At 59.1% G+C, this 13,708-nt stretch carries 13 protein-coding genes; 5 read left to right on the forward strand and 8 right to left on the reverse strand.

The window, feature by feature from the left end:
- The first annotated feature begins 11 nt into the window (after window positions 1–11).
- The 4 genes from R3F64_RS06535 (at window position 12) to R3F64_RS06550 (ending at window position 3,235) form a co-directional block, all read left to right on the forward strand.
- Complete coding sequence (locus R3F64_RS06535) at window positions 12–1,109, forward strand: formate dehydrogenase subunit gamma (RefSeq protein WP_309781770.1); 1,098 nt, start codon at window positions 12–14, stop codon at window positions 1,107–1,109.
- 88 nt (window positions 1,110–1,197) lie between these two features.
- Window positions 1,198–1,515 (forward strand): DUF1244 domain-containing protein, encoded by a 318-nt coding sequence (locus tag R3F64_RS06540; protein WP_268901604.1) that lies wholly within the window; start codon window positions 1,198–1,200, stop codon window positions 1,513–1,515.
- Window positions 1,516–1,518: 3 nt separating this feature from the next.
- On the forward strand, window positions 1,519–2,037 hold the full coding sequence (gene moaB, locus R3F64_RS06545; RefSeq protein ID WP_085918951.1) for a molybdenum cofactor biosynthesis protein B: 519 nt from the start codon (window positions 1,519–1,521) through the stop codon (window positions 2,035–2,037).
- Window positions 2,030–3,235: a molybdopterin molybdotransferase MoeA gene (locus tag R3F64_RS06550; protein ID WP_264824780.1), complete on the forward strand. Its 1,206-nt coding sequence runs from the start codon at window positions 2,030–2,032 to the stop codon at window positions 3,233–3,235. The genes moaB and R3F64_RS06550 overlap by 8 nt, the downstream gene beginning before the upstream one ends.
- A 14-nt stretch (window positions 3,236–3,249) precedes the next feature.
- Here R3F64_RS06550 and R3F64_RS06555 read toward each other — a convergent pair whose 3' ends face one another.
- The 5 genes from R3F64_RS06555 to R3F64_RS06575 are packed head-to-tail and all read right to left on the reverse strand — an operon-like array spanning window position 3,250 to window position 7,295.
- Window positions 3,250–4,416: a glutathionylspermidine synthase family protein gene (locus tag R3F64_RS06555; RefSeq protein ID WP_268901603.1), complete on the reverse strand. Its 1,167-nt coding sequence runs from the start codon at window positions 4,414–4,416 to the stop codon at window positions 3,250–3,252.
- Window positions 4,417–4,434: 18 nt separating this feature from the next.
- A complete protein-coding gene (locus R3F64_RS06560; RefSeq protein ID WP_085918954.1) occupies window positions 4,435–5,046 on the reverse strand; it encodes a DUF1190 domain-containing protein in 612 nt (203 codons plus the stop codon).
- A 15-nt stretch (window positions 5,047–5,061) separates the two neighbouring features.
- Window positions 5,062–5,475 carry a DUF350 domain-containing protein gene (locus R3F64_RS06565; protein ID WP_085918955.1) on the reverse strand — a complete coding sequence of 138 codons (414 nt, stop codon included), beginning with the start codon at window positions 5,473–5,475 and terminating at the stop codon, window positions 5,062–5,064.
- 33 nt (window positions 5,476–5,508) lie between these two features.
- Window positions 5,509–6,216: a DUF2491 family protein gene (locus tag R3F64_RS06570; protein WP_085918956.1), complete on the reverse strand. Its 708-nt coding sequence runs from the start codon at window positions 6,214–6,216 to the stop codon at window positions 5,509–5,511.
- Complete coding sequence (locus R3F64_RS06575) at window positions 6,216–7,295, reverse strand: ion channel (RefSeq protein WP_268901602.1); 1,080 nt, start codon at window positions 7,293–7,295, stop codon at window positions 6,216–6,218. The genes R3F64_RS06570 and R3F64_RS06575 overlap by 1 nt, the downstream gene beginning before the upstream one ends.
- A gap of 514 nt (window positions 7,296–7,809) precedes the next feature.
- On the opposite strand from R3F64_RS06575, the gene R3F64_RS06580 reads away from it, so the two are divergent.
- The gene (locus R3F64_RS06580) at window positions 7,810–9,405 is read left to right on the forward strand and encodes a solute:sodium symporter family transporter (RefSeq protein WP_085918958.1); all 1,596 of its coding nucleotides are present in this window, start codon (window positions 7,810–7,812) and stop codon (window positions 9,403–9,405) included.
- Window positions 9,406–9,485: 80 nt separating this feature from the next.
- Here the strand turns inward: R3F64_RS06580 and R3F64_RS06585 are convergent, their stop codons facing one another.
- Genes R3F64_RS06585 through R3F64_RS06595 form a run of 3 tightly spaced genes read right to left on the reverse strand, consistent with a single transcriptional unit; the run spans window position 9,486 to window position 13,706 of the window.
- Window positions 9,486–11,009 (reverse strand): malonate--CoA ligase, encoded by a 1,524-nt coding sequence (locus R3F64_RS06585; RefSeq protein ID WP_332610542.1) that lies wholly within the window; start codon window positions 11,007–11,009, stop codon window positions 9,486–9,488.
- Entirely contained in the window at window positions 11,006–12,358 is a 1,353-nt protein-coding gene (locus tag R3F64_RS06590; protein ID WP_264824783.1) for a malonyl-CoA decarboxylase, read from the reverse strand. The genes R3F64_RS06585 and R3F64_RS06590 overlap by 4 nt, the downstream gene beginning before the upstream one ends.
- Window positions 12,359–12,371: 13 nt before the next feature.
- Window positions 12,372–13,706 (reverse strand): TRAP transporter large permease, encoded by a 1,335-nt coding sequence (locus R3F64_RS06595; RefSeq protein ID WP_085918961.1) that lies wholly within the window; start codon window positions 13,704–13,706, stop codon window positions 12,372–12,374.
- Window positions 13,707–13,708 lie beyond the last annotated feature (2 nt).

Raw genomic sequence — 13,708 nt, forward strand, 5'->3', positions numbered from 1 at the left:
GGAGGCTCTCCATGAACCAGTTGACTGCTCAGGCACCCGGTGGGGTGCCGCACCTGTCTCAATGGCAAGGAGTCTGGCGCTGGCTGCTGTTGGCCTTCGCCCTGGTGTTCAGTCTGGGCGTGGCGCAGGTAGCTCATGCCCAGGAAGCTGACCCCAATCGTGAAATGAGCACGGCGGCGCCCGGCATCGATGCGGACCAGTGGCGACAAGTCCGTAGCGGCGAGACCGGTCCCAACTACCGTGATTCGCGAGCCGACAGTAACTACAACCTGATCAACGCCAGCGGTGAAACCTGGCGTCAGTGGCGTAACCGCTGGGTGTCACCCTTCGGCCTGATCGTGATTGGCGGCATGATCGTGATCATTACGCTGTTCTACCTCATCGTCGGGCGTAAACACCTTGAAGAGCCGCGATCGGGACGCAAGCTGTTCCGCTGGCCGCTATTCATGCGTGCCTTGCACTGGTCCGTGGCGTCGCTGTTTATCGTCCTGGCGCTCACCGGTCTCAACCTGCTGTTTGGCAAGTTTGTCTTTCGGGGGCTGTTTGGCGATGCCTTCTGGGGCTGGATGGTCTCGTCCTCTAAGTTGCTGCACAACTATCTGGGGCCGATCTTCAGCGTGTTGTTGATCGTGATGCTGGTCAGCCTGATCAAGGACAACATGCCCAAGAAGCACGACCTGGAATGGTTCAAGAAAGGCGGTGGCCTTGTTGGTAAAGGCCACGTGGATGCGGGCTTCGCCAATGGCGGTGAAAAAGCCTGGTACTGGCTGCTTGCGTCGGTGGGACTGCTGGTAGTTGCCAGCGGCTTTGTCCTCGACTTCCCCAACTTCGGTCAGGGACGCGACACCATGCAGTGGGCGAACCTCGTCCACGCGGTGGGCGCCCTGGGGCTGACGGCCGTGTCGGTCGGCCATATCTACATCGGTACCCTGGGTACGGAAGGCTCGCTGGAAGGCATGACCACTGGCTACGTCGATGAAACCTGGGCCAAGGAGCACCACAATCTGTGGTACGAAGAGGTCAAGGATCAGGCGGTCTCCGAGCAGGAGCTGGCTGACCGGAAAGCCTCAAAAGACGCAGGTGAATCACCCGCTCCTCGCTCCTCGTAAGGCGCGCTGGAATGTTGCAAAAGACACCGCCTACGGGCGGTGTCTTTTGTTATGCTGAACTTAATTTCACACCATAGAGGTCACAGAGATGGACAAGTTTGACGATACCACCCGTACCGAGCTTGAAGCCGCTGCGTTTCGCCGCCTGTTACAGCACCTGGATGACAATAAAGACGTGCAGAATATCGACCTGATGATTCTGGCCGACTTTTGCCGTAACTGTCTGTCCAAATGGTTGGTGAGTGCGGCAGAAGCGCGGGGTGAACAGCTGACTTACGAAGAAGCCCGCGAGTACGTCTACGGCATGCCTTACGATGAGTGGAAAGACCTCTACCAAGGCAAGGCAACGCCGGAACAACTGGCGGCGCTTGAGGCCCGGCAAGCGCAAAAGCGCGCCAAGGAGTAGCCCATGGAGCCGATGATTCCGCTGCGTATCGCGGTACTGACGATTTCCGATACGCGCACCGATGAGACCGATCGCAGTGGCCAGGCCCTGGTCGAACGGCTGACCCAGGCCGGTCACCAGCTGGTAGAAAAGCGTATCGTGCCGGACGACGTGTACACCATTCGCGCCGTGGTGGCCCAATGGATTGCTGACCCTGCGGTGCAGGGCGTGATCACCACCGGCGGCACCGGCTTTACCGGCCGCGATTCGACGCCGGAGGCGGTACGGGTGCTGCTCGACAAACCAATTGAAGGCTTTGGCGAGCGATTCCGTCAGCTGAGCGGCGAGGAAATCGGCAGCTCCACAATTCAAAGCCGCTGTCTCGGCGGGCTGGCCAACGCCACGGTGATCTTCTGCCTGCCGGGTTCGACCGGCGCCTGTCGCACCGGCTGGGACGGCATTCTTGCCGAACAGCTCGACAGCCGCCACAAGCCGTGCAACTTCGCCAACCTGGTGATCCCCGAGCGAGGCCAGCATGGCTGAGCTGCACTCCATTGATGATGCCCTGTCAGCGCTGCTGGCAGATGTCACGCCCATGACGGCGGAGCGCGTGGCGCTTCCCGACGCGGCCGGGCGGGTGCTGGCTGAAGACGTTACCGCGCAGCTTGATGTGCCGCCGTATACCAATAGCGCGATGGACGGCTACGCGCTGCGGGCGGGGGATGCCGGGCAGCGACTGTGGGTCAGCCAGCGGATTGCGGCGGGCACGCCTGCCACGCCGCTGGCGCCGGGCAGCTGCGCGCGGATTTTTACCGGCGGTGAAATCCCCCCCGGGGCCGACTGCGTGGTCATGCAGGAGCGCGTCGAGGTGGATGGCGATGTTGCCACGATCCCTGCGGATATCCCCGCTGGCGACAATGTGCGTTTGAAGGGGCGCGATGTGCGCCAGGGGGATGTGCTGCTGAGCGCCGGTCAGTGCCTGGAGGCCGCAGCGCTAGGCCACCTGGCCGGACAGGGGGTGACAGAGGTTGGCGTTCGCCGTCGGCCGCGGGTAGCGCTGTTGTCTACCGGCGATGAAGTGGTTGACCCCGGTACGCCGCTCAAGCCGGGACAGCTGTATAACTCAAACCGCCCCATGCTCACGCGGTTGCTTACAACCTTTGGCGCTGAGGTGGTTACCCAGGTCAGCGTGCCCGACGATGCTGAACGCACTCGGGAGCTGCTCGCCCAGGCGGCGGAAGATGCCGACGTCGTCGTCAGCACCGGCGGGGTGAGTGTCGGCGAAGAGGATCACGTGAAAGCCTCGCTCGAGGCACTGGGTAAGCTCACGATGTGGAAGCTCGCCATTCGGCCGGGCAAGCCGTTGGCGCTGGGGCACTTGCCGCGACGCGAAGGCGGGCAGGCGCACTTTGTCGGATTACCCGGTAATCCCGTTTCCGGCTTTGTCGGCGCCTGGCTTTTTTTACGCCCGCTGATGGGCGCGCTATTAAGCTGCCCCGATCTGACAGCGCTGCCTTGTGTCACCGCGCGAGCAGAGTTTTCAACATCCACTGGCCCTCGGCAGCACTATATGCGCGTGGTCCTGACGTTTGATGCTCAAGGTGCGCATGCCAAGGCGTTTGATGATCAGAACTCGTCGGTTCTGTCCTCGTGTATTCAGGCCAATGCGCTGGCGGTCATCCCGCCGCATCGCGATATCGCCCAGGGTGATTCGGTCAGCTGTTTATGGCTGATGGGCTGAAGCATGATCAACCGTTAGACAATGGCGTGGGGCACAAAGCAGGAAGAATCCTTGGTGATGTGCCCGACGTCTTCGCGAATGCCCATGCCGCAGGCACGGTCGCCGACGACCCAACTGCCGACCAGGGCGTGATTATCACCGAAGCGTGGCATGGGGTGATACGCCTGCCGAATCCAGGGGCTATCGGTATAGGGGCCACCGACCGCTTCGCGCTGGCCCGAAGGGGTAATCAGTTCGATGTTGCTGCCTTCCCGCGAGAAAAACGGCTTGCGCACCCAGCCGGCGGGTAGCGGTGAGCTATTGGCTTTCTCGAAAAATGCCGGTAACAGGTTGGGGTGTCCTTCGAAGTGTTCCCACAGCAGCGGCAAGATACCTTTGTTGGATAACACCGCCTTCCAGGGCGGCTCAAACCAGTGAGTGTTTAACTGGGGGATCAATTCACCAAAAGCGTCGTCGGCCATTTCTTCCCAGGGATACAGCTTGAACAGTGCCTGAATGGGCTGGTCGTCGAGGTCGACGAAGTGATCGGCCGCCGGATGCTGGCCAATATCTTCGGTGTAGATAAAGGGGGCGTTGAGGCCTGCCTGCACCGCGACATCCTGAAGGTAGTGCACCGTGGCACGCTCTTCGGCGTTATCCTTGACGCACGAGAAATATAGCGTGCGGCCCTCGAGGCGGTCGCCCAGATGTGCCATGGCATTGATCAGCCGCTCCTGTATCGAGTTGTATTGATCGGCGTGACGCGGCAGGATGCCCTGTGCCATGGCTTGCTCGAGCCATACCCACTGGAAGAAGCCCGCTTCGTAAAGTGAGGTCGGGGTGTCGTAGTTGAGTTCCAGCAGCTTTGCCGGGCCATCGCCGGAATAGGCAAAATCCATACGCCCGTAAAGGTGCGGCTGACCGGCTCTCCACGAGTGATGGATGCTGTCCCACATGTGCTCGGGTAGCGCTAAACGCTGCATCAAGGCATTGGAGTGGCAGACCTTGTCGACCAACTCCATGCACATCTCATGGATTGCCTCGGTGGGTGCCTCTATGTCGCGCTCTACCTGCTCCATGGTGAACTGGTAGTAGGCGTTTTCCTTCCAGTAAGGCTCGCCCTCAATGGTATGGAAATGAAAGCCCAGTTCGTGGGCCAGGGCTTTCCAGTTTTGCCGCTCAGGGATATCGATTCGTAGCATGGTGAGCTTTGCTGGCGGTTAAGAGCCCCAGCCACTCCGTGTGGATGAACGCGAGCCAAAGCCACTACGCTGTGAAGACGCGCGCACCGAACTGCGCATGGCGTCGTTACGCTGAGAGATCCGTTGGGTAGCCTGGCTTGACGCGGTGTTCCAGTTGCCCTGGTTTTGGCGATTGCGGTACACCGGCTCTTGATAAACCCGCTCGAACGAACGCCCGCGGCTGGTGTTGGACATCATGCTGCCGACCATATAGCCCATCATGGCAGGCATGAACCAGCTGCCGCCGCTGCTACCGGTTGCCGCCTGTGACTGCTCATCTGTGGGTTCGGTACAGGCGCCTTCGCCATGTTCCGCCTCACATTCTTCCAGGGTGTTAAAGCGCGGCACGTCCTCAAGCGAAGCCTCGTAGGCAGCCTCGCAGGCATTGCGCGTATAAACATCTGCGGCGACACAATCCTCGACGCTCTGGAAACTGCGCGGCTCATCAAACTCGATGTCGGTAATGTGTTCTTCCTGGGGTGGTTGTCCGCAGGCAGTCAGGCCAAAGGCGCTGGCGCCCATCATCGCGAGTGACAGGCGTGCGCTGCGTTTGCGTCTCGGCAAATGCGGTGTTTGATCGTATCTGGACATGTCAGCGGCTTCCTTTTACCACGTCATCGAGGCGGCGTTGAGCAAGCCAACGGCCACGGCGATGCTTGCCATTAAAATGCCGTAAGCCTGGTGGCCTTCGGTAATATGTTGCGAGAGGCTTTCTCCCTGCTTGCGTAGGAACAGCTTCACGCCGAAGAAGGTTGCCAACTGGACGATAAACGCAACCACGCCCCACAAAATGAAGTCGACAAAGCTGATGGAGTTGGCCATGGCGCTGTACAGCGGGATGGTAAAGCCCAGGATAGAGCCGCCGTAGGCGGTCGCGGCGGCCGCGTTGCCCTCGCGAATCAGCTTCCATTCGTGGTGCGGCGTGATGCGGCTATAGCAGTACATGAATGCGACCAACAAAATGATCGCCGCGACCAGGTAGGCAATAAAATACGGTAAACCCTGCAGATAATGCAGCATGGACGTTGTTTCCTTCGTGAAGGTTGAGAAAAGTCAAAGGGCGTCGATATCCATCGGGGCAACGTCAACGCCGACGTTATACACCACCATGAAACCACCGTCGCCATCGTTTTCGGCGCTGACCAATGCGTATTCCATGCGCTCAGCGTCCTGGATAGCGCGTTCAAAAAGCATGGCGTGGTGGGTAACGTAGCGGCTGCTAATACTGTCAGTGGTGACTACCTGTTCCTCGAATACGGCCGGCGGCGACCATTCTTGAGCGTCATCACCCCACACGCGTTGGTAAGTACAACGACGTTCGGATGTATCGGTCGAGGTAATCGTAACGGTTTGCGCGCCTGTTGGATTGGTGTGCGGGTCAGTGCCGTTGACCAGCGTATCAAACTCGACAGGGGATAGCTGCGCGACGCGATAGAAATCGAACAGTTTGTATTCGACTACCTGCTCTTGCTCGATATTGGCTTGCAACCAAGTGTCGTTATCCAGGTAAAAGCGCACCAGGTGGGCACCTTGGCCGAGATCAACATGCCCGACAGCGGCGATATGATGAAAGGCCTCGTTGTCCCAGTGAAACAGGGCATCGGGGTAGGTGCACAGGTCAATCAGTTGGATGTTGACGCGACCATCGAGGCGCAAGCCTTCCAGCGCTGCTGGGGGCATACCGTTGGGCAAACCCGGTGCTGGAGGTGGCGCAGAGGGAGCGGTGGTGGCGCGATATAACCTCTTAAGCGTCTTGAGCATCAGGCGGCCCCCTGCGCAGCAGACTGAAACAAGCGAGTTAGCTCGGCCTCTGTAAGTCGTTTGTCACCCATATAATACAGAGTGTCGCCTTTGCCTACCGCGAAATCAGCCGGAGGGTTGAGCATTTGATGCGCCTCAATGGATGGGCGCCACACCCCTAACAGTGTGATGTTGTCGCTTGATTTGGCCAGGCTCATCAGGTCGCCGTAGCGAGCTGTTTGATCGGCTGGCAGTGTGTTGGGTAAGCACCCCTGGAACTGGGTTGCGCCGTGGTCAATGGCGAGCAGCTCATTGACCACACGGCTGATGCCTGCGTCGGTGGCGGAGCGGACCAGCATTTCGATCGATAACCCCTGAGTACACTCAATACCCGGTAAGGTACGCCGCAACATGTTGGCCGTTGCCGGGTTATCGCAGTGGGCGACGACGTGGCAGCCAGCCGGCTTTTGATCGAAGACCGATAAGGCAATGGTGGCCACGCGCTCATCGGTCTCATCGTAAATAATGATGCGGCTGGCTCCTTGAATGCCCGCTCGTGCCAGCAGTTCAGTATCGGAAAAGCTATCGCCTTTGACGAACTTGATGCTGCCCGGCAATGGGTTGTCGATATCTTTGGCGACGCACAGCACAATATCGTCGGGGAGGTTGGTGTCGGCCTGCAGGATGCGAATAATATGCGCTGTTGGCTCGCCATGCCAACCGACGACGAGGGTATGTCCGTTAAGATGGCTGTAATCAGCATTACCCTGCACCAGCATTCTCCATGTTGAACTGATATTAGCGGTTGCTTTACCGATAAACGCGGCAAACAGCATAATGCCGCCGGGAATCACCCATAAGGCGGCGGCCCACTGGCCGCTGGACGTTACCGGACTATAGTCGCCATAGCCCACCGTTGTCGCCGTGGTGACGTAAAAGTACACCCATGTTCCGAAAGTCTCGGCTACCGCTTCACTGCTCATCGCCATAAAGGCCCATGAAAGTGCCGCATGGCTGATGACCATCAACAACAAAAACATCCAACTGACATTGATCGTAGACGCCTGAAGCGCCTTGAACAGACGTAATAGAACAGGCACTGCGAGCCCCTTTAGAACAGGCCCACCCGGCAGGGCGGGCTATACCAGCAGGTTAATACTGCGTGGCATGTTTCTTGGCTTTCAGGCGTGCCAGCAAGTCGCCGCCCTTGCTGGCTGCCGCCGATACCGGCCGATTCAAGGCGTTCCTCCAGTGAGCTTCCGCTCTCTGAAGCGGCCATTTCATCAGCGGCTTGTATCTTGGCCAAGTTAGATAGCTGGCGTTTCTTGATGCGTTAAAGCGATTCCATAGCGCCACTCTAACACTGTGAACGTCCAGCGACGTAGTGAAACGCGGCAACGGGCAGTCAGTCGATAGGTGGGGTACAAATGTCTGATATTTAGAAAATTTTGTTAGAAAAACACCTCTTTAGGCGCTTGATTGCGACTAAAGACGAATAGCAGAATCGAGTCACCGTTCTAAAATCCAACGCCACTCGGTAAATTTACCTAAATCCACTGCGCTGATGTTTTGTGTAGCACGCGAGCATGCGCGACCGCCCCGAAGGATGTTCTTATGCATGCCCTCACCCTGGCGTCATTTCTATTCTTCACTTGTTTAGTGGCCTTTATTACCTGGCGCATTACGCGACGGGATGATCACAGCAGCACCAGCGGCTATTTCCTGGCAGGGCGGACGCTGACGTTTCCCTTGATTGCCGGGTCGCTGTTGATGACCAATCTGTCCACCGAGCAGATGGTGGGGCTGAACGGCTCAGCCTTCAGCGATGGCCTGAGCGTAATGGCCTGGGAAGTGGTGGCAGTCATTGCCCTGGTGGCGCTGGCGCTGTTCTTCCTGCCGCGCTTTTTAAAAAGCGGTATTGCGACGTTGCCCCAACTATTGCTGATCCGCTTTGATAAAGGCACGCAACTGATCGCCAACGTGATCTTCCTGATTGCCTACGCGGTGATTTTGCTGCCGATTATTCTCTACTCGGGTGCGATAGGGCTGCAGGGCATGCTCGACCTGCCCGCGCTGACGGGTATCGAATCACCGACCACGCTACTCTGGCTGACGGTATGGGTCGTAGGGATTGTGGGCGCCATCTATGCGCTGTTCGGCGGGTTACGCACGGTCGCGGTATCCGACACTCTTAACGGCGTTGGTCTGTTGATCGGTGGCTTTGTGATCGTCTACTTCGGCCTGCAAGCCGTCAGCGGTGGTGAAGGCATCATGGAAGGCTGGAATACACTGAAAACCAGCAATCCTGACAAGCTCAATTCGATCGGCGGTAGTGATCAACAGGTGCCGTTCTTCACGCTTTTCACCGGTGTCTTCCTGATCAACCTGTTCTACTGGACGACCAACCAGCAGATCATCCAGCGGACCTTTGCCGCTAAAAACCTGGCGGAAGGCCAGAAGGGTGTCCTGCTGACGGGTTTCTTCAAGCTGCTGGGCCCAATTTATCTGGTACTGCCAGGGATCATTGCCTACCACCTGTACGCCGATGATGGCATTCGCGCCGATGAAGCTTACGGCCATCTGGTGTTTAACGTGCTGCCGCCGTACCTCACCGGTTTCTTTGCCGCGGTGATGGTCGGGGCGATCCTGTCGTCGTTCAACTCCGCGCTGAACAGCACGACGACCATCTTCAGCTTGGGTATCTACAAGCAAGTCCTCAAGAAAGACGCCACAGAGGAGCAGGTGGTGAAGTCGGGCAAGGTGTTTGGTTGGATCATGGCCATTACCACCATGACCATTGCGCCCTTATTGGCAGGTCAGGAAAGCCTGTTCGGCTACTTGCAGAAGATGAACGCCATCTACTTCATTCCTATCCTGGCGGTGGTGCTGGTGGGGCTTTTGACCAAGCGTGTACCGCCGATGGCGGCGAAAATTGGCTTGGTAGGTGGCTGTTTGCTGATCGCCGCGGGCTATTTCGTGCCACCCTTCGACAAGCTACCCGCCGTCATGCATGAGTTCCACTTTGTCGCGGCGGTATTCGTGCTGCTGGTGGCGGTGATGCTGGTGATTGGCAAGCTACGTCCGCGCGAGACCGACTGGGTCCAGGAGCACTCTGGCGATGTTGACCTCACCCCGTGGAAAGGGGCGGTGCCTGCCGGTATCGTACTGGTGCTGCTGGTCATCATCATGTACGCCTCGTTCGCCGGTTAAGCGCGCCACGACGATTCGACCAACCGACAAACGCCCCGTTTCCTGTGCCTTGCAGGGAGCGGGGCGTTTGCTTTACTGCGTCAAGCTGACTGGTAAGTATCGTGGAAGCGTTTGCGTAGCTCGTTCTTTTGCACCTTGCCCATGGTGTTGCGCGGCAAGGTATCGATGAAGAACACGCGCTTGGGCTGCTTATACTTGGCAAGTTTTCCCTGCAGGTGGTCTAGGATGGTGGCTTCGTCGAGGTCCGCCCCCGGCTGGGTGACCACGGCGGCGGTGACGCCTTCGCCAAAGTCCGGGTGGGGCAGGCCAATCACCGCAGACTCGGATACCCCTTCCAGTTCGTCGATGACCTGTTCTATTTCCTTGGGATAGACGTTGTAGCCACCCGAAATCACCAGGTCTTTATCCCGTCCAACGATATGCACATAGCCCTGCTCGTCCACCTGGGCAAGATCGCCGGTAATGAAAAAGCCGTCTTCAAGCAACTCCTCGCGAGTTTTTTCCGGCATTCGCCAGTAGCCGATGAACACGTTGGGCCCACGAATCTGCAGCATGCCGATCTCGCCGGGGGCGACCTCATCGCCGGTTTCCCTGTCGGTGATGCGTATTTCCACGCCGGGCAGCGGCCTACCCACGGTGCCCGCGCGGCGCGCACCATGGTAGGGGTTAGAGATGTTCATGTTGGTTTCGGTCATGCCGTAGCGTTCGAGAATGGCATGCCCGGTCTTGGCCTCGAAGGCCTCGTGGGTTTCGGCGGTCAGCGGGGCCGAGCCCGACACGAACAGGCGCATATTGGCCGTGACCTCCGGGGTCAGGCGAGCGTCCTGCACAAGGCGGGTATAGAAGGTCGGCACGCCCATCATGACGCTGCCTCGGGGCAGCTCCTCGAAAATTACGTCGGCGTCAAACTTGGGCAGAAACAGCATGCTGGCACCGGCCATCAGGGTGACGTTGCACGCCACAAACAGCCCGTGGGTATGAAAAATCGGCAGCGCGTGGATCAGGCGATCCTCGGCGCTGAAGTGCCAGGCCTTGGCCAGGGTTTCGGCATTGGAGGCCAGGTTCTGGTGGGTCAGCATGGCCCCCTTGGAGCGCCCGGTGGTGCCCGAGGTGTATAGAATCGCCGCCAGGTCGCGAATATCCAGCTCGGCGATTTCATCATGGGGGGCGGCGCTCGCCGCTTCGTCCATCAGGCTACCATCGGCTGCGCTGCCCAGAGTGACAACCGCCGGGCATCCGGTGTCGGTGGCAATGCGGCGTGCCTCGTCGACGTCGGCAGGCCGACAGACAAACAGCGCGGGCTCGGCATCGCTCAGAAAATAGCGAATTTCATCGCCGGTGTAACCGGTGTTGAGGGGCAAATAGACACCGCCCATCCGCAGGCAGGCAAGGTATAGCAAAATGGCTTCGGGGCTTTTGTCCACCTGGACCGCCACACGATCCCCCTGGCGTACGCCAAGAGCGGTCAGAGCGCCGGCAAGGCGGGCGCTTTGGCTCAGCGCATCGGCGTAGGAATAGCGGCGGCCTTCGCGGGTGGTGATAAAGTCGGCGTCCCCGCGCTTGCGCATCTGAGTGGCAAAGGTGGCAAACAGATTGTGGTTCATTTGGCAGGTTCTCCCTTGGCCAGCTTGCGCGCCCGCTTGGCGAGGTCGCGCACGTCGCTCGAGCAGGCAATGGTGCCCTTGGCGGTATAGTTTTCGTGGTTACGCTCGATGTCGTCGAGCACATAGAGGTAGTTGACCATCAGGCCGGCGGCCTGCTTTAGGCCTTTTTCGGAAATATCGCCAAGCCAGTTGATACGCTGAAGCTTGGCGCCATTGCCCAGGTGAAAGCGGGCAACGGGGTTTAGGGGCAAACCATGGCGGTTTTTTTCGTCGGCCAGATAGTGGGCAGCGAGCGGTTGTAGCGTTGCTTTGAGACGTTCCTGACGCTGTGTATCCTGATGCCATCCCGGCGTATCGAGCTCTGCCAGGGTGTCACGGACGCTGGACGGCCAGTGGTCGTTTTGGCGCTGTTCGCTGAGCCATTGAGCAAACCCGGGTACCGGTGAAAGCGTCACGAAGTACTTCAACTGGGGAAGCTCCTGGGAAAGCTCCTGTACCACCTGCTTGATCAGGAAGTTACCAAACGAAATACCACGCAAGCCGGTTTGGCAGTTGCTGATGCCAAAGAAGGCGGCACTGTCGGCATCGTCGGGGTCATCCACGCCATCCTGCCCGGAAAGGATGGGCTGAATGCGGCTTGGCAGACCTTTATGAAGGGCGACTTCTACAAAGATGAGCGGTTCATCGCCGATGGCAGGGTGAAAGAACGCAAAGCATCGGCGATCACGGGCGTCCAGGCGGCGCCGCAAGTCGTCCCAATCCTGAATTTCGTGTACCGCTTCGTAACGAATGATTTTCTCGAGAATCGATGCGGGCGTGTTCCAGTCGATGCGCTTGAGCATCAAAAAGCCGCGGTTGAACCAGGAGCCGAACAGGTGCGCAAAGTCGTCGTCGATGGGCGCAAGGTCGGGCTGATCGCGCAGCATACCCAATAAATCCCGACGCATGTTGACCAGTTCGTAGGTGCCGTCGCTGGCGAAGTTGAGCCGCCGGAAAAGCTCCTGGCGAAGCGGCTCGCAGGCTTCGAACAGCGTCTGCAGGGAGCGGTTGTCCCGCGCGTCGCGGTAGGCTTCGTAGGCGCTGTCAATCTGCTCGGGCTCGGCGGCGAAGTCCTCGGCGAGGCGTTTGAAGAAACGCTGCTTTTCTTCTTCGGAAAGGCGCCGGTAGATCGCCAGGGCGCGGCTGGCCAGGGCAATGCTGGAGGCTTCGCCGTCGCTCTCTAGTAGCGCCTGGCAGGCCTTGACCAGATGCGTATGGTCCACCGCGGAGGCGACAGACTGACGCCGCCGCAACAGTGCGTCGCGCTGGGTAATGTTGTTGAACAGTTCCTGAAGAAACATCATGTTCATGATCGTACTCCTTTCAGCCCATGATCAGGTTGGGCAGCCATAGAGCTAGGCCGGGGAACAGGCACAGCAATAGAATGGCCAGCACCATGCACAGCGCATACGGCAGGCTGCCCATCAGGATGTCGCGCAGCGAGATATCCGGTGCAATGCCCTTGATGATGAACAGGTTGAGCCCGACCGGCGGGGTGATAAGGCCGATTTCCAGGTTGATGGTGAGTACCACCGCGAACCAGTAAGGATCGAAGTTTGCCGCCAGGATGATCGGCAGCAAAATCGGCGCGGTCATCACGATCACGGCCACTGGCGGCAGGAAGAAACCCGCGACCAGCAGGAAGACGTTGATGACCCCCATCAGCACCCAGCGATTGACCTCCAGGTCGGCGATTGCTGCGGCGACGGTCTGAGTAATGAACATCGACGACAGCGCATAGGCGAACACCTCGGCGCAGGCGATAACCAGCATGATCATCACGCTTTCGCGCAGGGAGTCGCGCATGATCAGCTTGATCGGACCGATCTGCCACATGCGGTAGATCAGGATAGCCAGCATCAGACACAGGAAGGCGCCGACGCCCGCCGCTTCGGACGGTGTCGCGACGCCGCCGTACAGTGCGAACAGAATACCGGCCACCACCCCGAGGAAGGGCAGGACACGCACCACGGCTTTCATGTTGCTGTCGACATTCTGCTGGACGGTGTTCTTGAGCTTTTCCGCGGAGGCCGCCAGAGGATTGGCGTAGCCGCCCGCCAGCTTGCAGGCGATGATCGTCCAGATCATGAACAGCCCAGCCAGCATGAAGCCCGGCACAACGCCGGCGATAAACAGACGGCCGATGGAGGTTTCGGTGGAAATGCCGTAGATAATCATGGTCACGGAAGGCGGAATCAGTATCCCCAGCGTGCCACCAGCGGCAATACAGCCGGCGGCGACGCCGTCGGGGTAGCCTCGCGTGCGCATTTCAGGAATACCCATCTTGCCGATGGCCGCACAGGTGGCGGGGGAGGAGCCGGACAGCGCGGCAAAAATCGAGCAAGCACCAATATTGGATACCGCAAGCCCCGCCGGTAGCCGTCCCATCCACAAATCCAGCGAGCGATACAGATCGCGCCCGGTGGGCGAGGACGCCACGGCCGCGCCCATCAGAATGAACATGGGGATCGCCACAAAGCCGAATTCGGCAATACGGTCGAAAAACGTTTCCCCGAAGTAAGTCAGTTCGGGCAGGCCGCGGTCATAGAGCAGCGCCATCAGCGAGACACCGCCCAGGGCAAAGGCAATCGGCGTGCCGATGGCCATCAGCACGATCAGGCCCACGGCCACGATAATACCCAGCGTAATCGGATCCATGG

Origin of the sequence: Halomonas sp. 5021 (assembly GCF_036663435.1) — a bacterium.
Classification (GTDB): domain Bacteria; phylum Pseudomonadota; class Gammaproteobacteria; order Pseudomonadales; family Halomonadaceae; genus Vreelandella; species Vreelandella janggokensis.

Excerpts from the sequence above, each read along its gene's own strand:
- R3F64_RS06560 (WP_085918954.1), bottom strand. The coding sequence starts at position 5,046 with ATGTCCAGATACGATCAAACACCGCATTTGCCGAGACGCAAACGCAGC.
- R3F64_RS06550 (WP_264824780.1), top strand. The coding sequence starts at position 2,030 with ATGGCTGAGCTGCACTCCATTGATGATGCCCTGTCAGCGCTGCTGGCA.
- R3F64_RS06540 (WP_268901604.1), top strand. The coding sequence starts at position 1,198 with ATGGACAAGTTTGACGATACCACCCGTACCGAGCTTGAAGCCGCTGCG.
- R3F64_RS06595 (WP_085918961.1), bottom strand. The coding sequence starts at position 13,706 with ATGGATCCGATTACGCTGGGTATTATCGTGGCCGTGGGCCTGATCGTG.
- R3F64_RS06570 (WP_085918956.1), bottom strand. The coding sequence starts at position 6,216 with ATGCTCAAGACGCTTAAGAGGTTATATCGCGCCACCACCGCTCCCTCT.
- R3F64_RS06565 (WP_085918955.1), bottom strand. The coding sequence starts at position 5,475 with ATGCTGCATTATCTGCAGGGTTTACCGTATTTTATTGCCTACCTGGTC.
- moaB (WP_085918951.1), top strand. The coding sequence starts at position 1,519 with ATGGAGCCGATGATTCCGCTGCGTATCGCGGTACTGACGATTTCCGAT.
- R3F64_RS06555 (WP_268901603.1), bottom strand. The coding sequence starts at position 4,416 with ATGCTACGAATCGATATCCCTGAGCGGCAAAACTGGAAAGCCCTGGCC.
- R3F64_RS06535 (WP_309781770.1), top strand. The coding sequence starts at position 12 with ATGAACCAGTTGACTGCTCAGGCACCCGGTGGGGTGCCGCACCTGTCT.
- R3F64_RS06585 (WP_332610542.1), bottom strand. The coding sequence starts at position 11,009 with ATGAACCACAATCTGTTTGCCACCTTTGCCACTCAGATGCGCAAGCGC.
- R3F64_RS06590 (WP_264824783.1), bottom strand. The coding sequence starts at position 12,358 with ATGAACATGATGTTTCTTCAGGAACTGTTCAACAACATTACCCAGCGC.
- R3F64_RS06580 (WP_085918958.1), top strand. The coding sequence starts at position 7,810 with ATGCATGCCCTCACCCTGGCGTCATTTCTATTCTTCACTTGTTTAGTG.